At 42.5% G+C, this 18,039-nt stretch carries 18 protein-coding genes; 12 read left to right on the forward strand and 6 right to left on the reverse strand.

The window, feature by feature from the left end; all coding sequences use genetic code 11:
• Nucleotides 1–24: 24 nt before the first annotated feature.
• The 8 genes from fadR to HGJ91_RS04565 all read left to right on the forward strand — a co-directional run bounded on the left by fadR (nt 25) and on the right by HGJ91_RS04565 (nt 8,470).
• Nucleotides 25–705: a fatty acid metabolism transcriptional regulator FadR gene (gene fadR / locus HGJ91_RS04530; RefSeq protein WP_291346514.1), complete on the forward strand. Its 681-nt coding sequence runs from the start codon at nt 25–27 to the stop codon at nt 703–705.
• Nucleotides 687–2,261 carry a glycerol-3-phosphate dehydrogenase/oxidase gene (locus HGJ91_RS04535; protein ID WP_291346515.1) on the forward strand — a complete coding sequence of 525 codons (1,575 nt, stop codon included), beginning with the start codon at nt 687–689 and terminating at the stop codon, nt 2,259–2,261. The genes fadR and HGJ91_RS04535 overlap by 19 nt, the downstream gene beginning before the upstream one ends.
• Nucleotide 2,262: 1 nt before the next feature.
• Nucleotides 2,263–3,813 (forward strand): FGGY-family carbohydrate kinase, encoded by a 1,551-nt coding sequence (locus HGJ91_RS04540; protein ID WP_291346516.1) that lies wholly within the window; start codon nt 2,263–2,265, stop codon nt 3,811–3,813.
• The gene (locus HGJ91_RS04545) at nt 3,813–5,495 is read left to right on the forward strand and encodes an FAD-binding oxidoreductase (RefSeq protein ID WP_291346517.1); all 1,683 of its coding nucleotides are present in this window, start codon (nt 3,813–3,815) and stop codon (nt 5,493–5,495) included. The genes HGJ91_RS04540 and HGJ91_RS04545 overlap by 1 nt, the downstream gene beginning before the upstream one ends.
• Before the next feature lie 33 nt (nt 5,496–5,528).
• On the forward strand, nt 5,529–5,963 hold the full coding sequence (locus HGJ91_RS04550; RefSeq protein WP_291346518.1) for a hotdog fold thioesterase: 435 nt from the start codon (nt 5,529–5,531) through the stop codon (nt 5,961–5,963).
• 10 nt (nt 5,964–5,973) lie between these two features.
• Nucleotides 5,974–6,456 (forward strand): adenosine-specific kinase, encoded by a 483-nt coding sequence (locus HGJ91_RS04555; RefSeq protein ID WP_291346519.1) that lies wholly within the window; start codon nt 5,974–5,976, stop codon nt 6,454–6,456.
• A gap of 612 nt (nt 6,457–7,068) precedes the next feature.
• Nucleotides 7,069–7,953 carry a hypothetical protein gene (locus HGJ91_RS04560; RefSeq protein ID WP_291346520.1) on the forward strand — a complete coding sequence of 295 codons (885 nt, stop codon included), beginning with the start codon at nt 7,069–7,071 and terminating at the stop codon, nt 7,951–7,953.
• Between the two features lie 76 nt (nt 7,954–8,029).
• Nucleotides 8,030–8,470 carry a hypothetical protein gene (locus tag HGJ91_RS04565; protein WP_291346521.1) on the forward strand — a complete coding sequence of 147 codons (441 nt, stop codon included), beginning with the start codon at nt 8,030–8,032 and terminating at the stop codon, nt 8,468–8,470.
• Between the two features lie 262 nt (nt 8,471–8,732).
• Here HGJ91_RS04565 and panP read toward each other — a convergent pair whose 3' ends face one another.
• Genes panP through HGJ91_RS04590 form a run of 5 tightly spaced genes read right to left on the reverse strand, consistent with a single transcriptional unit; the run spans nt 8,733 to nt 13,102 of the window.
• Nucleotides 8,733–10,352, reverse strand: a complete 1,620-nt coding sequence (panP, locus tag HGJ91_RS04570) for a pyridoxal-dependent aspartate 1-decarboxylase PanP (protein ID WP_291346522.1) — start codon at nt 10,350–10,352, stop codon at nt 8,733–8,735.
• 10 nt (nt 10,353–10,362) lie between these two features.
• Complete coding sequence (locus HGJ91_RS04575) at nt 10,363–10,908, reverse strand: 2-oxoacid:acceptor oxidoreductase family protein (protein ID WP_291346523.1); 546 nt, start codon at nt 10,906–10,908, stop codon at nt 10,363–10,365.
• On the reverse strand, nt 10,908–11,732 hold the full coding sequence (locus HGJ91_RS04580; protein ID WP_291346524.1) for a 2-oxoacid:ferredoxin oxidoreductase subunit beta: 825 nt from the start codon (nt 11,730–11,732) through the stop codon (nt 10,908–10,910). The genes HGJ91_RS04575 and HGJ91_RS04580 overlap by 1 nt, the downstream gene beginning before the upstream one ends.
• 1 nt (nt 11,733) lies before the next feature.
• Nucleotides 11,734–12,888 (reverse strand): 2-oxoacid:acceptor oxidoreductase subunit alpha, encoded by a 1,155-nt coding sequence (locus HGJ91_RS04585; RefSeq protein WP_291346525.1) that lies wholly within the window; start codon nt 12,886–12,888, stop codon nt 11,734–11,736.
• Nucleotides 12,872–13,102: a ferredoxin family protein gene (locus HGJ91_RS04590; protein ID WP_291346526.1), complete on the reverse strand. Its 231-nt coding sequence runs from the start codon at nt 13,100–13,102 to the stop codon at nt 12,872–12,874. Before HGJ91_RS04590 ends, HGJ91_RS04585 begins: the two co-directional genes overlap by 17 nt.
• Nucleotides 13,103–13,448: 346 nt before the next feature.
• Between HGJ91_RS04590 and tsaA the strand changes: the two genes are divergently transcribed.
• A complete protein-coding gene (tsaA, locus tag HGJ91_RS04595) occupies nt 13,449–13,949 on the forward strand; it encodes a tRNA (N6-threonylcarbamoyladenosine(37)-N6)-methyltransferase TrmO (RefSeq protein WP_291346527.1) in 501 nt (166 codons plus the stop codon).
• 62 nt (nt 13,950–14,011) lie between these two features.
• Complete coding sequence (locus tag HGJ91_RS04600) at nt 14,012–14,833, forward strand: glycosyltransferase family A protein (RefSeq protein WP_291346528.1); 822 nt, start codon at nt 14,012–14,014, stop codon at nt 14,831–14,833.
• Here the strand turns inward: HGJ91_RS04600 and HGJ91_RS04605 are convergent.
• Nucleotides 14,830–15,594 (reverse strand): IclR family transcriptional regulator, encoded by a 765-nt coding sequence (locus HGJ91_RS04605; RefSeq protein WP_291346529.1) that lies wholly within the window; start codon nt 15,592–15,594, stop codon nt 14,830–14,832. The genes HGJ91_RS04600 and HGJ91_RS04605 overlap by 4 nt on opposite strands.
• 229 nt (nt 15,595–15,823) lie before the next feature.
• On the opposite strand from HGJ91_RS04605, the gene HGJ91_RS04610 reads away from it, so the two are divergent.
• Together HGJ91_RS04610 and HGJ91_RS04615 are read left to right on the forward strand one after the other, a co-directional pair.
• Nucleotides 15,824–16,087, forward strand: a complete 264-nt coding sequence (locus tag HGJ91_RS04610; protein ID WP_291346530.1) for a hypothetical protein — start codon at nt 15,824–15,826, stop codon at nt 16,085–16,087.
• 1 nt (nt 16,088) lies between these two features.
• Nucleotides 16,089–18,029 (forward strand): aldehyde ferredoxin oxidoreductase family protein, encoded by a 1,941-nt coding sequence (locus HGJ91_RS04615; protein ID WP_291346531.1) that lies wholly within the window; start codon nt 16,089–16,091, stop codon nt 18,027–18,029.
• Nucleotides 18,030–18,039 lie beyond the last annotated feature (10 nt).

Genomic DNA, 18,039 nt, shown 5'->3' on the forward strand with positions numbered 1-18,039 from the left:
TATTCATATGAAATAGGTGGAACCTTGGTAGAAAAATTATTAAAACCTGCTGAATTTGCTGAAAAACAATTGCTGGAAGCGATTTTAGGATCAAAATATAGACCCGGTGAAGCGCTTCCGGCAGAAAGAATTCTTGCCACTGAACTTGGGGTGACAAGGCCTACGCTGAGGGAGACCCTGCAACGGCTGTCAAAGGAAGGATGGATCACCATACGGCACGGCAAGCCGACAAAGGTGAATGATTATCTGGAAAACGGCGGGCTTGGAATCTTAGGGTCCCTGGCAAGATATGGTAAGAATTTATCCACAGACATGGTGTCTCATTTACTGGAAGTCAGAACCGCAATGTTTCCCAATATCGCTCAGAAAGCCGTATCCAACAGTCCTGAAAAGATTTTAAACTATCTTAAAAAATCAAAGACCTTAAAAGATCGACCCGATGCCTATGCCGGATATGACTGGGGATTGCAGATGCTCATGGTTAAGGCAACAAACAATCCGGTTTTTAATATGATTTTAAATGATTTTGAACCGCTCTATGCAGTCCTGGGAGAGATCTATTTTCAAAAAAAAAATGTCAGAACCGCTTCATTGACATACTACAGGGACCTGATTAAGGCACTGGAACAAACCCATATGGATGTAAAGTCCATTGTTGAAAAGATCATGATTCGTGCAGAGAAGATATGGCAGGTTATAAGATGAAGCTTTCTGATATAAATAAAGAATATGATATGATTGTAGTTGGCGGCGGAATCAATGGGGCCGGTATTTTTTATGAGGCCGTAAAAAAAGGGTATCGTATGCTTCTTGTCGAAGCAAAGGATTTTGCCTGGGGAACGTCAAGCAGGTCGTCAAAAATGGTTCATGGGGGATTAAGATATCTTAAACAGGGAAAGTTTCTCTTAACAAAAGCGGCTGTAAAGGAGCGGGAACGATTATTGAAACAATACCCCGGACTTATTACCCCTTTGAAATTTATCATGCCCGTGTTTGATGATTATGGTCCTTCCAGATCATCCATGAAAATCGGTCTTTCCATTTATAGTTTCATGGCTCGGGAAAAGCAGCATAAAAGTTATACAAAAGCGCAGGCCATAGAGAAAATTCCCGGAATCAGAAAGAAAAGCCTGGTATCGGCTGTTGGATTCAAGGATGCCCAGGTGGATGATGCACGGCTTGTATTAAGGCTGATTTACGAAGGGTGCCTTTTAGGCGGGACAGCACTGAATTATACAAAAGTGACAGGGATTGAAAGGGATCGGAAAGGACATCTGGCTGCGGTTAACGTTATGGATGAAACATCCGGAACATCAGTTGAAATCAAAACAAAGGTCCTGATCAATGCCACCGGTGCATTTGCAGAAACCCTTCATCCATCTCCGATGAAAGGATTTCACATACGGCCGTTAAGGGGCAGCCACCTGGTTTTCCCCGAAAGTATATTCCCCCTGGACCGGGTTATCAGTTTTATCCACCCGCAGGATTTGCGGCCTGTCTTTCTGTTTCCCTGGGAGGGATCGGTTCTGTTGGGCACAACAGATGTTGATCATGATCAGGATATGGAAATGGAGCCGTTTGTGACCATTAAGGAAGCCCGTTATTTAATGGATGGACTAAGTCATATTCTGCCGGATCTTGACTTGTCTTTGAAGGACTGCATATCTTCGATTGCCGGGGTTCGACCGGTATTAAGCAAAAAAAAGAAGGCGGCATCGCGGGAGTCAAGAGAACATGTGGTATGGAAGGATAAGGGCCTTATAACTGTTACCGGAGGGAAACTCACTACGTTTCGAATGCTTGCCAATGATGCATTAAAGGCGGCAAAATCATACCTGCCAAAACCAGCGGTCCCAAATTCCGGACAAAAGATAAAAGGCCAACCTTGTGATGAAATATGTCAGAACGGATCAAAAAATGTCCAGGAAAGGCTTTTGGGCCGGTATGGATCTTTTGGCTGTCAAATGATCAGGCAGTACGACAAACAATTGTTCAGTCCGATTGAAAACACAAAAAGCCTTTGGGCGGAAATTTGTTATGCAGCTGAATACGAAAATATTTGCCATCTTTCCGATTTGTTATTGCGGCGGGTCAGGATCGGCCTGCTTCTTCCCGAAGGTGGGAAAAAATTGCTGGACAGGATTGAAACCTTGTGCAAACCTTATCTTTCATGGGACAATAAAAAGTGGAATATGGAGAAGAAAGCCTATATAAAACTATGGGAAACATATTATTCTCCGCCTGAAGAAAGGGAGCTTTGATTTGGAGCAAAAAACAATTCTTGCAGTTGATTGTGGAACCCAAAGCCTTAGAACCATTCTCTTTTCTCAAAAGGGCGAGGTGCTCGCAAGGATTCAGATTGAATATGAACCCTATTTTTGCAAGCATCCCGGTTGGGCAGAACAGGACCCTGAACTTTATTGGAACAGTCTTATTAAGGCCTGTCACAAGTTAAAGCAGTTAAACTCGAAATTGTTTGAATCCATCGCCGGGGTAGGGGTAACAACCCAGCGAGCCAGTATGGTGAATGTGGATGAAAAAGGTGTTCCCCTGCGGCCTGCAATCATATGGCTGGATCAGAGAAGATCTAAACCTGTTTGGGGGCAAAAAGTGCCTTTAAATATCGGCCTCAATATTTTGGGCCTGAAAAAAAAGATAGATGGTATTCAATCCCAGGGCAAATGTAACTGGATCATGCAGAATCAGCCTGAAATCTGGGAGAAAACACATAAGTATCTTCAGATTTCAGGTTTTTTAAACCACAGGCTGACCGGGAATTTTGCAGATTCCGTGGCGTCACAGATCGGGCATATTCCGTTTTGTTATAAAAAACACTTATGGGCAAAAAAACATCAATTGGCAAGAAAATTGTTTCCCATTGAAAAAGATAAACTTCCGATTCTTGTGCCGCCCGGGGAGATTTTAGGCAGGATCAGCACCACGGCTTCACAGCAAAGCGGAATTAAAAAAGGTATTCCCGTGATTGCCTGCGGATCTGACAAAGGATGCGAAACTTTGGGGGCAGGGGTTGTAAATTCCGAAATGGCAAGCTTAAGCTTTGGTACGACAGCAACGGTTCAGACCTTGTCTGAAAAATATGTTGAGCCCATAAAATATTTGCCTGCATACCCGGCTTCGGTTCCGGGGTTTTATAATCCTGAGGTGGAGATTTTTCGCGGATTCTGGATGATTACATGGTTTAAAAAAGAGTTTGCGCATAAAGAGGTAAGCCTGGCAAAAAAAAAGGGTATTCCGGCGGAAGAAGTGTTAAATCAATGCCTTGAGAGAACTCAACCCGGGGCCATGGGGCTTATTGTACAGCCTTACTGGGGGCCGGGCTTGGATCATCCCGATGCCAAAGGTGCCATGATCGGATTCGGGGACGTCCATACAAAAGATCATGTGTACCGTGCGGTTATTGAAGGACTGGGGTTTGCCCTCTGGGAGGGGTTGGAAAAAATTCAGGGCAAAACCAGGATAAAAATAGAAAAAGCCGCTGTTTCAGGCGGTGCATCACAAAGCGATGAGATCTGCAGGATAACGGCAGATATTTTCAATCTTCCCATGGTTAAAGGGCAGACCCATGAAACATCGGGCCTGGGGGCAGCCATTCTTGTGGCCAGGGGCCTTGGATGGTTTTCAAGCATAGATGAGGCTGTGGGGAATATGGTCCATATGAAAAAAATTTTTGAACCCAACCAAAAGCATGTTCAGATTTATAAGGCCTTGTATTCAAGGGTTTATGCTAAGATGTACGGGGCTCTCGAACCCTTGTATTCACAAATTCGTGACATAACAGGATATCCCAAATAATGAAAAAATATGATTTTATACCGGACTGGCTGGAAAGAGAACCGGATCAGCAAACCTTCAGGTCCATATTCAAATGGGGAGCAAAGGATCGATTTAAACATCCAGGCCAGGGATTTTTCAGTATCATAAAAGAGGAGCTCGGACTTTCAAATGCGGATTTTCAAACCCCTGTCAACTTGGGGAACAAGACTGTTGAAAACACGCGGAAAACAAGGATTACGAAAGAAGATATTACCCTGTTTGAAACCATTGTCGGGCGGGAGAACCTTTTTCTTGATACCTATTCCCGGCTGAAATATTCCACTGGTAAATCCATGGAAGATATTTTTGATTTAAGACAGGAGAAAATTGAAAATATTTGTGATATTGTCTTACGTCCGCGCAGTAAAGAGGACATCATAAAAATCGTAGCCCTTTGCCGTGAAAAGAAAATCCCTGTCCATGTGTATGGCGGCGGAAGTTGTGTCACCATAGGGCTTACCTGCCCAAAAGGTGGAGTTACCCTGGTGATGAATACCCACATGAATAAAATGATTAAATTTAATGAAGTCAATCATACCATTACGGTTGAACCGGGTATGATGGGCCCTGAGTATGAAGACTTGTTAAATCATGCCCCTGAAAAACTGAATGCAGAAAGGCGGTATACCGGAGGTCATTTCCCCCAGAGTTTTGAATTCTCTTCGGTTGGCGGCTGGGTGGTTACCCTTGGTTCGGGTCAGGCATCATCATATTATGGAGATGCCTGCGACCTGGTGATCAGCCAGGAGTATGTCACTCCGACAGGCACCTTTAAAACCCATGATTTTCCCGCAACTGCCACAGGGCCTAAGATCAATGATATCATGAAAGGATCTGAAGGATGTTTTGGGGTGCTGGTTGGTGTAACCATGAAGATTTTTCAATATCAACCTGAAACCGCAAGACAGTTCACTTTCATGTTTCCAAAGTTTGAAACTGCCATCAATGCAGCACAACAGATCAGCCAGGCGGAGTCTGGCATGCCCTCCATCCTTCGGCTGTCTGATCCTGAAGAGACGGATGTGGCCATGAAAATGTACGGCCTTGAGGGCAGCCTGCCGGACAAATATATGGGATTTAAGGGCTTGAAACCTGGGTCGCGGTGTCTTTTAATGGGCCAGACAGACGGGGAAAATGGCTTTTCAAAAAATTTATTTAAACAGATTAAAAAAATCTGTAAAACAAATCAGGGACTTTATTTAACCGGATATCCCATGAAAAAATGGCAAAAGGGAAGATTTTCAGATCCCTATATGCGGGATGCCTTAAATGACTTTGGTGTACTGATTGATACTCTTGAGGCGTCCGTTACCTGGGACCATCTTCAATCACTTTATCATGCTGTAAGAGGGTACATCAAAAAACATTCCCACACCATTTGCATGACCCATGCATCCCATTTTTATGCCCAGGGAACCAACCTGTATTTTATTTTTATTACAAAGATGCAGGATGTGGATGAATTCAAATTGTTTCAGCGGGGCATCATAGAAAAAATTGAAGAAAATTTTGGATCATTAAGCCATCATCACGGGGTGGGCAGAATGATGGCGCCCTTTATGGAGAAGCATCTGGGCACAGAGCAGATGGATGTATTGCGGGCCATAAAAAAACATTTTGACCCCCATAACATTATGAACCCGGGGGGGCTTGGATTATAATACACTGGAAGAGTCAATATTCAGGAGGACAACATGGATGATAAAACCCGTCAGCAAGCCATCAATGATCATATTCAAAAAGATGCGTTTGCCAAGTATCTTGGAGCAAAGGTGGAAATTGTTAAACCCGGTTACAGCCGTGTGTCCCTTATCGTTAAAGACCATATGACCAATTTTCACGGCACAACCCATGGCGGTATTATTTTTGCCATCAGTGACATGGCATTTGCAGCCGCCTGCAATTCTCACGGCAAAGTTGCAGTTGCCCTGAATGTGAGCATCTGTTTTTTAAAACCCAGCTATCCGGGAGATCATCTGGTTGCAGAGGCAGAAGAGGAACATAATGGCAGGCGGACAGCATTGTATAATATTAAAATTTATAATAAGAATACGGGTGAACTGGTGGCAAAAAGCCAGGATCAGGCATATAGAAAGAAAGAATGGTTTATACCCCAATTAAATAGATAGAGAGGACAAAATGGAACTAAAAACCATAACCATTGAAAATCCGGATGAATTAAATTTTATTCTTGGTCATTCCCATTTTATAAAAACGATTGAGGATATCCATGAGGCCATTGTCTGTACAGTGCCCAATGCTAAATTCGGTGTTGCATTCTGTGAAGCATCCATGGAGTGCCTTGTCAGGCACAGCGGTACAGATGAGGAGATGATAGAGCTGGCAAAGAAAAATGCCTTTGCACTTTCAGCCGGTCATTCTTTTATCGTTTTTATGAAGGATATGTTTCCTATTAATGTTCTCAATACTATTAAAAATGTACCTGAAGTTGCCAGGATCCATTGTGCAACAGCGAATCCTGTTCAGGTAATTCTTGCCCAGACAGATCAGGGCCGGGGAATTCTCGGAGTCATAGACGGATTCTCATCCAAGGGTATTGAAACCGAGGAAGATATTGAAAAACGCAAAGGGTTTTTGAGAATGATCGGTTATAAACAATAAGCAAGAAAATCTGAAACCTCAGGGTCCCGGGTCTTAAGACCTCAAGACAAAATTTGTTATGGTTATCTGTTATATTGGCAGTAAAACTTACAAGTTTGAAGGGGTTGTTTTGCTTTAACCCGGCCGGGGTACGGGGCATGCTTGCGATGAATCCGATTGGACCTCTTACAGCTTCTAAATTCCGTTGCGCTGACCGGTAAAAACTCGTTTCACTCAGACACTTTACCGGTTTTAACGCTCCACTGCATTAAGAATCTGTACAGATGCCCAATCAACGATTCCCTGCAACCATACCCCGACCTCCTGAATAAAATCCAAAGCCAAAAATCTATCTGTAATTTGGGTTATGCTAAGTCTCCAACTTGACGTAACAAAATCATAATTGTCCGTTTGATTGTGTCAATTTCCCATATATTTAACTGGGAAGCTTTTGTAAAGTGAGCGTTATTTCAGGTTTTTTTGAAAAATAGGCATCTTTACATATATACAAACAAAATTTAATTTGATATTGCATTACTGATCAATATCTCAAATTGTTTTACATCGCATATCATTCAAATATGGAAGATATGGGGGTAACCGCTCAATTACTTGTTAAGCCACTATGAACCAATGAAATATGATCAACACCAAAATATAACGTCTTTATGGCAAGAGTTCTTACAAAACTACGAATGGATGGTCTCTGTTGCCCGACCTTCTGATAGTAATAGGTTCGCCGATATAAAGGGACGACTCGAAATCGTTGCCCAAAATTACGACCCGAACACCAACAAGGTCACAAGAGACTTCCCGGAGCGTGAAATCTTTTTGACCTCCTATGAAGCGAAACGATTCAACCAAGCCATAGCATACTTGAAAATGCTAAATGTCCATCATCTTCCAATTAAAAAGATTCGGTCAATGTGCATGGGGCCTCCTTATCATCTTGAAGAAGACCCAGAGATTTTCAACTCGGAGGGCCGTGATATACAATTCGAATTCATATTGGCGGCATTCCTGAAACGGGCTGGATTTCAAATAGAGGAAATTTTTGATGACATCCAAATATCATACGCAACAAGTCTGATAAGATACGAATGCAAACGTCCCGCATCTTTAAGGAATATTGGCAGAAACTTCGATAGAACCCTCTCTCAATTAGCGTCTAAAATAGCCACAAAAGAAAATGAATATGGCTTTGTTGCACTCTCAATAGAAAGGTTGAACGATTTTGATCAGAAACTTTACCGTGGGGACGATATAGGCGTTGTATTTGATGAGTTGATTCGAAACAAAGATGTAATCCTAGCTGATCTCCAATCAAAGTTGAAGATATCATCCCAAAATAGGATTCTCGGACTTCATTTGTTCGTTAGTACGTTTCTATGGAACAAAGGCTCTGGTTCTTTTATGGACGTAACTGCGCATTTCACTGAAAGGCTCAGTCAGGAGCCTGTGACGCCTTTGCATGACTACATCTTTAATGCGGTAAGGCAAAAATTAGAAGAGGCTTAACCATGCAATTCAGCGGAAAACTAGGCCCGCGGGCTATTTTCCGCTGATCGCAGCGTTAGCTATGGAGGGATTCAAGGTGGGCAGCGATTTGCTTGAACAGATTCGAAAAACTGATGTAAGAGTACTTTCCTTAGGAATGATTGCTTTTCTCGCGCTCATCGGGCCAGCGATGATTGAGATTTACATTGTCGACCCTGACTTATATCGGACTCTAACGGTGTCAAAATTACTTTTCCTTGCCATCGGAGCGACTCTTCCCGTCGCCATCCTTAACACTTTGCTTTGTTTTGCAGCAACGAAGCATGATAAAACATCACAAACTCTACCAGGAACACCAGATCTAAATGTCGCTGCTGGACTCTTCATTACTGCTTTGATTTTTTATATTGACATTGGCCTGCAATTTTTCGTCGGCTATTCGTTTAGGGTTTTTGTGATAGTTTACATAGTCATAGAATTTGCAGTAATCTCGTGGAGTTTTGTGCAAATATATAATACTCGTAAGACAGCTAAATAGCCAATTCATCGGAGTGTTTCGCAGTCGGGCATGGATGCCCAGTGGAGGTCTGATTGCCTTGCAATGAGCGGATTGCCTGCGATTTTTGTGAAAGTTTAAAAGGCCTGGAATGTTAAAACGGCGGACTGTTTGAGGACATATTTGCCCGCAGTTTCCGCCGTTAAATGAAAGGCCTTTTGAACTTTAAAAAATCGTTCAGGCACTAGCGAGTGTAAGGTAAACAGACCGGAAACGGGTGTTGGTTAGAATTCTTTCAGGGCGTTTAAAGATTATGAAAAATGGATTCCTGCTCGTCAAGGATCTCATTCAGAATATCAACATTGGTCATTGGATTCATAATAACAGATCTTAACACAACAGTGTTGTAATGGTTATCCAGTGAGGTTTTCAGCCGGGTTCTTGATACAAAGCTAAACCCTGCTTCCCTTTGAATTCTCTGGATTTTAATATTGATGTCATCCAGGAAGGCATTAAGTCTTTGCCGTTCTTTTTTATCAGCAGTTTCCAGTTTTTTCTGCATATCCACAGGAACAATCCTGTACGTCAGGATATTCAACTGGGGCTTGGTAACCAGTTGAAAGAGAGGTCTTTGTTCAATCATTTTTGCAAACTGCCCGGCTATTTCAATTCCATGTTCAATCATCAGTGCATATCCTTTTGAACCCATAATCTTAAGGGCGCTGTCAAGGATCAGAGAGTTGGCTTCTCTTGATCCTTCAAGGGTTTTTATCCCCAGATCAACACTGCCGGGCCTGTTAACATACCTTGCATGGTATACAATCTGATCCAGGGCTTTGGGATCTTTGAAATAAACCATGCCCGAACTCATGGGCATGTAAAATTGTTTGTGACAGTCAATGGTGACAGAATCCGCCTTTTCAATACCTTTCAGAAGATGCCTGTATTTTTCAGATAAAAGCACGGGTCCTCCCCAGGCTGCATCCACATGGAAATGAATGCCCCGGGTTTTGCAGATATCTGCAAGTTTGGGCAAGGGATCAATAATCCCTGTTTCAGTAGCACCGGCAATACCGATGATGGCGACGATTTTTGTTTTTTTGTCTGCCTGAAGTTCTTTGATTTTTTTTTCAAGTTTTACCAGGTCAATGCTTCGGTTTGAATCGATATCTATGGGGATAATATTCTGGTTTCCCAGTCCCAATATACCCCCGGCTTTTTTTAGGGAAAAATGGCCTCTTTTTGAGACAAGGACCACGGCTCTCTCAAGATCGTGGGCTTTCATAGCCTCAAAAAAACCATTTTTTTCTATGCTTTCAAAGTTTTCTTTAGGGGAGAAACTTTTGTTTCTGGCCACCCACAGAGCGGTAAGGTTTGCTGTTGTTCCGCCGGTTGTGAAAACACCCAGGGATGTTTCCGTGTTCTGAACATGCTTAAGATAGAAATGGTCGTCAAAGTTGAAAATCAGCCGGTGTATTTTGGCAAGGATTTGTTTTTCCAGTATGGATAAGACCTTTGAGGTTTCAAGTTTGATTACATTCTGGTTTAAAGCGGCAGTGATGGCTTTTAAGTGAACCATGAAAAAAGGGATAGCAGACGTCATGTGACCGATAAAATAAGGAGAAGTTATATTGACAGCCCTGGGGGCAATTTCATCAATGATATCCTTGATCACATCAGCCAGTTTTTTTTGCGGGTTTTTGTTGATCCTTGTATCTGTGTACTCTTCGGCCAGCTTAATCAGGCTGATTTCTTCGGTCACTCCGACATGCCTGTTTAAAAAATCATGAAGACCAAACAGAATCTGTTCCATATATTTGACAAGGGTCTTCCTGCTGTTCTCATCTTCGGGTCTGATAAACACCCTGTGAAGGGTGTCCCAGTCTGCAACAAGAGAAGGCGGGCTGTTTTTTATTCTGGGCATGGTCTGTTTTTTAATATTTTTCTTTTTTACCCATTTCCAACCCCAGGCTCAGGGCTTTTTTATTCATTTCCATAAAATCTTCAGGGATCGTAGTTTCAAGAACTTTCAGAATGGATGCAGGTTTGATAAGCCCGGATACACCAATCAGGGCTCCCAGCATGCAGATATTGAACACAATGGGTTTGCCGATTTTTTTTATCACAGTATCATACATGGGAAGAGCGATATGTTTGGCATCCACTTTTTTTTCAATGGTGACATATTTTGAATCCACTAAAAGCAGGCCGCCGGGTCTGATGATGGCAGAAAATTTATTATAGCTTTCCTGGGTCAGGCAGACCAGAATATTTGGCTGGATCACTTTTGGAAAATATATTTCAGAATCATCAATAATAATATCGCTTCTGGTGGACCCGCCCCTTGCTGCCGCACCGTAGCTTTGGGACTGGATGGCACTTTTGTTTTCAAAAATCGCTGCAGCCTTGGCAAGGATGATGGCAGCTGTTATGACGCCTTGTCCTCCTGAACCTGAAAAGACCAATCTTGAACGTTCCATTATGCTTTTCCTTTCATTGCTGTTTCGATTATTTTATCATATGCCTCACAGTATTCAGGGATATCCGTATTCTCAATAAAAATTCCTCTCTGGATCAAATCAGGATTCTTCTCCAGTTTTTTGGATCCTATTTTAACTGTGTTGGTCTTATAACCTTCCATCATCTGGATGGCGTCTCCTTCCTTATTTTTCCGTCCGTAATAGGTCGGGCATTGTGTCAGGATTTCTACAACGGAAAATCCTTTGTGGGAAATACCTTTTTTAAGAAGGTTTTTGCATTCATTGGCATGGAAAACAGTGGATCTGGCAACAAAGGTTGCGCCGGCACTTTTGGCCAGTTCAACCACATCAAAGTTTCTGTCAATGGTTGAATAGGGCGCTGTTGTCGCTTTTTTGTCAAGGCCGGACAAAGGAGAAAACTGCCCGCCGGTCATACCGTAAATCCTGTTGTTCATAACAATGGCTGTGATATCAATGTTTCTCCTGGCTGCATGGATAAAATGATTACCACCAATGGCAAGGGCATCTCCGTCACCCATGGGAACAATGGCTTTTAAGTGGGGTTTTGACAGCTTGACACCTGTTGCAAAAGAAAGGGCTCTTCCGTGGATAGTATGAAGAGAGTGAAAATCAACATATCCTGAAATTCTGGATGAGCACCCAATGCCTGAGGTTATTACGATTTCATTTTTATCAAGACCCAGTTCATGAACAGCCCGCAGCAAAGATCCCAAAACAATGCCATGGCCGCAGCCGGGACACCAGATATGGGGAAAGAACCTTGGCCGAATATAGTCTTTAAAATTAAATACTTGTTTTGTCATGTTATACTCCCTTCCCCTGGATCATCCTCAAAAGGGATTTAATGTCGGTTGGTGAGATCAATTGTCCATCGATCCTGTTGGCAAGGAAAACAGTTTGGGGATTGTCAACCGCATTTTTTACCTGGGTGACCACCTGTCCCATGTTCATTTCAACCACGATAACAGCCTTGGCACCCGCACATTTTTCTTTGACCATTTCAGTTGGGAAGGGCCAGAGGGTTTGCAGTTCAAGAACACCAAGTTTTACACCCCTTGATCTTCTGTTTCTCGCTAAATGAATGGCGGATCTGGCAGATGATCCATAGGAGATCAGTATATATTCCGCATCATCCATCCAGTATTCTTTATGCATGCTGATCTCATGGACATTGTTTTCTATTTTATCCACAAGGTGTCGCAGAAGCTCGCTGACGACTTCTGGATTGTTGTTGGGAAACCCCCACATATCATGGAAGAGACCCGTGACATTATATCGATGTTCTGCGCCGAAATCGGACATGGGCAGCCTGCCGTCCTCTCTTGGAAGGTATGGGTGATAATCAATCCCTTTTTTGACAGAAGTTCTAAGACGTTCAACTACCGGGATTTCTCCTGGTTCGGGAATCACAAGCTTTTCGCGCATATGCCCGATGACTTCATCCAGCAGGAGGACTACAGGGGTTCGATAGGTTTCAGCCATGTTAAAGGCATCAACCGTTATTTTGAAGACATCCTGATGATTGGATGCCGTCAGAGCAATAATGGCGTGATCACCGTGAGTGCCCCATCTGGCCTGATTTACATCCCCCTGGCTGACATGGGTTGGGTTGCCTGTTGAAGGGCCGCCGCGCTGTACATTGGCAATAACACAGGGAATTTCAGCCATACAGGCATAGCCTAAGGCTTCCTGTTTAAGGGAGAAGCCCGGGCCGGATGTGGCCGTCATTACCTTGTTGCCTGTGAGCGAAGCGCCAATAATTGCACCCATTGATGCAATCTCATCCTCCATCTGGATAAACTTGCCGCCTTTCTGGGGAAGCCGTGTTGCAAGATGTTCCATTATTTCAGTGGACGGAGTGATCGGGTATCCTGCGAAAAAATCTATCCCGGCATAGATAGCGCCTTCTACACAGGCTTCATTTCCCTGGACAAACCTGATATTATTCTTGTTTTTCATGTTCCACTTCCTGCTCTTCTATGATTTGTATTGCTAAATCAGGGCATCGAAGTTCGCAAAGTTTGCATGCGATGCAATCTTCAGGCCTTGCCGCTTTTGCCTTCCCGTGCTTGTCAAATTCAAGTACGTTTTTGGGACAAAAGTGAATGCAGATACCACACCCTTTACACCATTCTTTGTCAATTAAATGTTTGACTGTTTTGCCTTTTGCCATAATATCCTCTTAATAGATAATAAATATCTGTAAATTAAGGCCTTTCATTAAGTGATTTAAATTCGTATGTCAAGGATAACCATCATTAAAATAGATATTATCCATCATTTTTTATTTTATAAAAAAATGCAAGAAAAAAATTAAAGTATCTGCTCATGAGACATAAGCAATTTCAAATTTTATGTGTTAGAATCGGGGCGGGAATAATGATATTCATAGGGGCAAAATTGTGATAAATAAAAATCGGGTGATAATAAACGAATGATATACTTAAAACCTTCTGCAACAGAGGTGGTAACTATAGATTGACTATTAAATTGATAGATTCCAGGGAGGAAAGGTAAATATGCAGGAAAAATTTAATTACAAACTTGAACAGATAGGGACAATAAAAACGCCATATCGGGATAATGCGCCCTATCAGCCTATAGATACGGACGAAGGAGAATTTTATATAAAGATCAACCATCAATATCTCGATGGGTTGAACGAACTCAAAAAATTTTATTATATTTATGTTATTTATTATGCACATCGGATAAATCGGAAAGCAGAAATGGTGGTTGCGCCACCATGGGCTGGAGGGAAAAAAGTAGGCCTTTTCGCCAGCAGATCCCCAGTCCGCCCTAATCCTATCGGATTAAACGTTGTTCGCATTAAAACCATTATTAAAAATAGAATTTATACCTCAGGGCTGGATGTGTTCGATGGAACCCCCTTACTTGATATCAAACCATACATAAAAGATCTTGATGATAAATCCGATGCGAATTATGGGTGGATTGAAGGAGTAAAAAATAAGGAGCACCTGTCTTTGCACATTAAAGGTATTCCACATGATGATTAAACCGGAATGAAAGCAATTTTGAAGCAATTTTTATCAACCCGTATAACAATAGCGTGATCCAGATGACTCCCCCTCTTGTCAGCGTTATCTTGCCCACATTTAACCGTGCCTGGACGCTGAAGGATGCCATTGAATCTGTCCTTTTTCAGGATTACCCCAGAATCGAGCTGATCATTGTTGATGATGGGTCAGAAGACAATACACAAGAATTGCTCGAGGCCTATAAGAATAAAAGTATTATTTTAAAACAAAAAAACTCAGGTGTCAGCGTTGCCAGAAATGCAGGGATAAAAGAGAGCAGAGGAGAATTTATTGCCCTGCTGGATTCCGATGATGCCTGGGATAAAAGAAAGATATCCTGCCAGGTGGAGTTTTTAAAACAAAATCCCGACGCCCTGATTTGTCAGACCGAAGAGATCTGGATAAGGAACGGGAAGCGGGTAAATCCTAAATTTAAGCATAAAAAACCGTCTGGGATGATATTTGAACCGTCATTGGAGCTGTGCCTGGTAAGCCCGTCTGCAGTTATGATGAGAAGAGAACTGTTTGACATGAAAGGGTATTTTAATGAAAAATTTACGGTCTGTGAAGATTATGACCTCTGGCTCAGGGTCAGTTCAACCCTGCCGGTCTTTCTCATTGATAAACCCTATACCATAAAAAGGGGGGGGCACGAAGATCAACTTTCAAGTTTTCATTCCCAGGATAAATTCAGAATCCGTTCATTAATGAATCTTATAGAGTCAAATAGCCTGACACGGGATCAGGCAAAAAAGGCAAAAAAGATTTTGAAAAAAAAATGTACTATCTATGGCAGTGGCTGCATAAAAAGGGGAAAAAATAAAGAAGGGGAATACTATTTAAGTATAGGGCGATCAGTTTAAACAGGGGTTTCAAGTATTGTACTGATTTTTTTTGCAGCGGTTTTGACCAGTTGACTGTGATTTTCCATTTTCGTTCGATCCAGGCTGGCCTTGAAACCAACCACCCAGAGTGCAGCCGGATAATTTCCATATCCGGTGATGGGCGCTGCAATTGCACAAACACCTGATATATATTCTTCCTCATCCGTGGCATATCCATTTTTTCTAATCTGTTCCAACCGGTTGAAATACGCTTCAGGGGATGTGAGTGTTCTGGAGGTAAATTGGGTCAGTGTATTTGAAAACAATAAGTTCTTTGCCTCTTCAGGCTTCATCTGAGCCAGAAAGACTTTTCCCGCTGAGCCTGCCAGCAAGGGCATGGATGTTCCAATGGGCGAAGTAATCTTAAAATCTTTCTTTGATTCGACACTGTCAACAATGATGATTTTGTTTTCATTCCTGAGACCAAGAAAAATAGTTTCCTGGCATTGTTCCATCAGTTCTTCCATGTGAGGTCTGGCGATTTTTATCAGATCAATTTTGGCGTTGGCCATTTTCCCAAGCTCAATCAGCGTGAGGCCTATGACATACCGCTTAGTTATGGAATCCCTCTTCAGCGCGCCCTGTTCCTCAAGTGCTGCCGTGATGCCATGAACCGTACTTTTGCTGATGTCAAGCTGACTGGAAATGTCACTGATTCTCATGCCTTGATTAGTATTTGCTACAGCCTTTAATATCCTAAGTGCTTTTTTAACAATGGGCGCTTTATATTGTTTTATCATTGTTCACCATAATGAATCTTTTTTTATATTGCAATTAAAAATTAGCTTGACATATATGTAGTAATAATATTAATGATATATTCACTATTATGAATTGTTTAAAAAAGCAACACTTAATTATAGGTGTGATAATTCAGGGTAAGATAAAATAAAGGCTGAATCAAATTAGACACGATAAAAATTAGCGTTTATTTTTTATTTAAATCGATAATTAACAAAGGAGGTCACTGTGGCAGTTGATACCAATAAGTTGTCAGGCGCCGAAAGTCTGCGTAAAACCAGAACATACGGTAAGTTTAGATGCCATAATCCAACCTGTATGGGAAGGCTGGAACCAAAACCGGGAGACAAACATGTAAAATGCCCGGTTTGTACCTGTGAATTTCGTGTCGCATGGATTCGTCCTGATTTCCCAAGAATCCGTGGGCCCGTCTGGGAAGTGAACAAAAAAATTGCTGAAAAAGCATTCAAAAAGAAGATGGGGGGTAAATAATATGGCGTTGGATAGGAAAATAGCATATATTAACCTTACCACGGGAGAGATAGAGGTCAAACCAATTCCTCTTGATGTCAGAAGGAAATTTCTCGGTGGTAGAGGTCTTGATGCATATCTTTTATTGAATCATTCTAAAAAAGGCTGTGATCCGCTGGGACCGGATAATCCGCTAATCGTCAGTGGTGGTATCCTAACAGCTACCTGTGCATCTGCAACCGCAAGAACCCATGTGATGGCCAAATCTCCCTTAACAGGGCTTTTAGGTTCCTGTAATATGGGGGGGTTCTTTGCCCCTGAAATGGCATGGGCAGGTTTTCATCATCTTGTGATTAAAGGAAAAGCTGAAAAACCGTCTTATATTTATATCCATAATGGTGAAATTGAAATTCGTGATGCTAAAAATATCTGGGGTGAAACCACTACGGATACCCAATGGGCCATAAGGGATGAGTTGAATGACCAGGAAATAAAATCGCTTGTCATCGGACCTGCCGGTGAAAATCTTGTGGTATTTGCCAATGTCATGACAGGGATTAAAAATGCCGGCGGCAGAACCGGAATGGGTGCGGTCATGGGCTCCAAGAACCTTAAGGCAATCGCCTGCAGGGGAACCATGGACATTAATATTGCCCATCCCATTGAAGCCCTTGAATATAATAAACGGTTCATCGATCAAATTACATCTGCCAAGGTAAACAAGACCCAGGGGACTCTGGGAACACCTTTTATCTGGGGGGCGACCAATTCCTGGGGCGGAGTGCGTACCCGGAACTTTCAGTATAACCAGTGCGAATATGCAGATGACATCGAACCGGAAGCAATTGATGAAATCTGTGAAGATACAATGGGACCCTATCATATGTCAGGCTGTTTCGGCTGCCAGGTTCATTGCCGTGCTCAGTACAGAATTCCTTCCGGCCCCTTAAAGGGGAAATACGATGAAGGGCCTGAATATACATCTCAGGGTGCATTCGGCGGTGAAACAGATACGCCAAGGGCTGAAACAGTTCTTGTTGGGAACCATCTTGTTGATCAATATGGTATGGATAACCTTGAAACCGGTTCTTTGATTTCATGGGCAATGGAACTTTACGAAGAAGGTATTATTTCCAGCAAAGATACAGACGGACTGGATCTTAAGTTTGGCAATGATGAAGCTGTTCTTGAAATGATTGAACGCATCTGTTTTAGAAAAGGCAAAGTTGCCGATGCCCTTGCAAACGGTGGTATTCCAGCTTCAAAGACATTTGGCCAGAATTCCTTTGATTATCTCATCCAGGTAAAGGGAATGAGCAATCTTCATTCCGATGAAAGAGCTACTCCGGCACTGGCATTGAACATTGCGACTTCTTCCAGGGGATCGGATCATTTAAGAAGCCGCCCGGCCATTGATCTTTATCATTTGCCTGAAAAAGTATTGAGAAAAATTTATTCCAGCCCGATTCCCTATGAAGGGCCCCTGTCTTCCGAGCACACGGAATATATCGGGAAAGCCTGGGAGGTTTTCTGGCAGGAAAACTGCTATATGGGAGTAGACTGTCTGGGTATCTGCAAGTACCACACCACTTTCCTTGGCGCGACACTGCCAAATTTTGAAGACTGGCCAAAAGTGCTGTATTACAACACCGGGCTTGAATTCACACCTGAAGAGCTGTGGGATATTTCAGAACGCTGCAACATGGTAGAAAGACTTTTCAACTTAAGGGAAGGTTTGACTAGAGATGACCTTGAAAAGGGCGATATGATCAATCATCGGTATTTTGATGAGCCCTGCAGAAGAGGTGCACCTGATGTTGTTGGACTAACAATAGACAGGGAGAAATTCACCGTGATGATTGATGAATTTTATGAGCACAAAGGACTTGATAAAAAAGGCAAACCAAAGGCAAAAACCCTGAAGCGGCTTGGGCTGGCAAATGAGCCCTCTCATATGCTGTAAAAGTTTGAAA

The sequence above is a fragment of the Desulfobacula sp. genome (assembly GCF_014237455.1).
GTDB lineage: Bacteria > Desulfobacterota > Desulfobacteria > Desulfobacterales > Desulfobacteraceae > Desulfobacula.

Coding starts and splice junctions, on each gene's coding strand:
- HGJ91_RS04535 (WP_291346515.1), top strand. CDS start 687: ATGGCAGGTTATAAGATGAAGCTTTCTGATATAAATAAAGAATATGAT.
- HGJ91_RS04545 (WP_291346517.1), top strand. CDS start 3,813: ATGAAAAAATATGATTTTATACCGGACTGGCTGGAAAGAGAACCGGAT.
- HGJ91_RS04550 (WP_291346518.1), top strand. CDS start 5,529: ATGGATGATAAAACCCGTCAGCAAGCCATCAATGATCATATTCAAAAA.
- HGJ91_RS04555 (WP_291346519.1), top strand. CDS start 5,974: ATGGAACTAAAAACCATAACCATTGAAAATCCGGATGAATTAAATTTT.
- HGJ91_RS04560 (WP_291346520.1), top strand. CDS start 7,069: ATGAAATATGATCAACACCAAAATATAACGTCTTTATGGCAAGAGTTC.
- panP (WP_291346522.1), bottom strand. CDS start 10,352: ATGCCCAGAATAAAAAACAGCCCGCCTTCTCTTGTTGCAGACTGGGAC.
- HGJ91_RS04575 (WP_291346523.1), bottom strand. CDS start 10,908: ATGGAACGTTCAAGATTGGTCTTTTCAGGTTCAGGAGGACAAGGCGTC.
- HGJ91_RS04580 (WP_291346524.1), bottom strand. CDS start 11,732: ATGACAAAACAAGTATTTAATTTTAAAGACTATATTCGGCCAAGGTTC.
- HGJ91_RS04585 (WP_291346525.1), bottom strand. CDS start 12,888: ATGAAAAACAAGAATAATATCAGGTTTGTCCAGGGAAATGAAGCCTGT.
- HGJ91_RS04590 (WP_291346526.1), bottom strand. CDS start 13,102: ATGGCAAAAGGCAAAACAGTCAAACATTTAATTGACAAAGAATGGTGT.
- tsaA (WP_291346527.1), top strand. CDS start 13,449: ATGCAGGAAAAATTTAATTACAAACTTGAACAGATAGGGACAATAAAA.
- HGJ91_RS04600 (WP_291346528.1), top strand. CDS start 14,012: ATGACTCCCCCTCTTGTCAGCGTTATCTTGCCCACATTTAACCGTGCC.
- HGJ91_RS04605 (WP_291346529.1), bottom strand. CDS start 15,594: ATGATAAAACAATATAAAGCGCCCATTGTTAAAAAAGCACTTAGGATA.
- HGJ91_RS04615 (WP_291346531.1), top strand. CDS start 16,089: ATGGCGTTGGATAGGAAAATAGCATATATTAACCTTACCACGGGAGAG.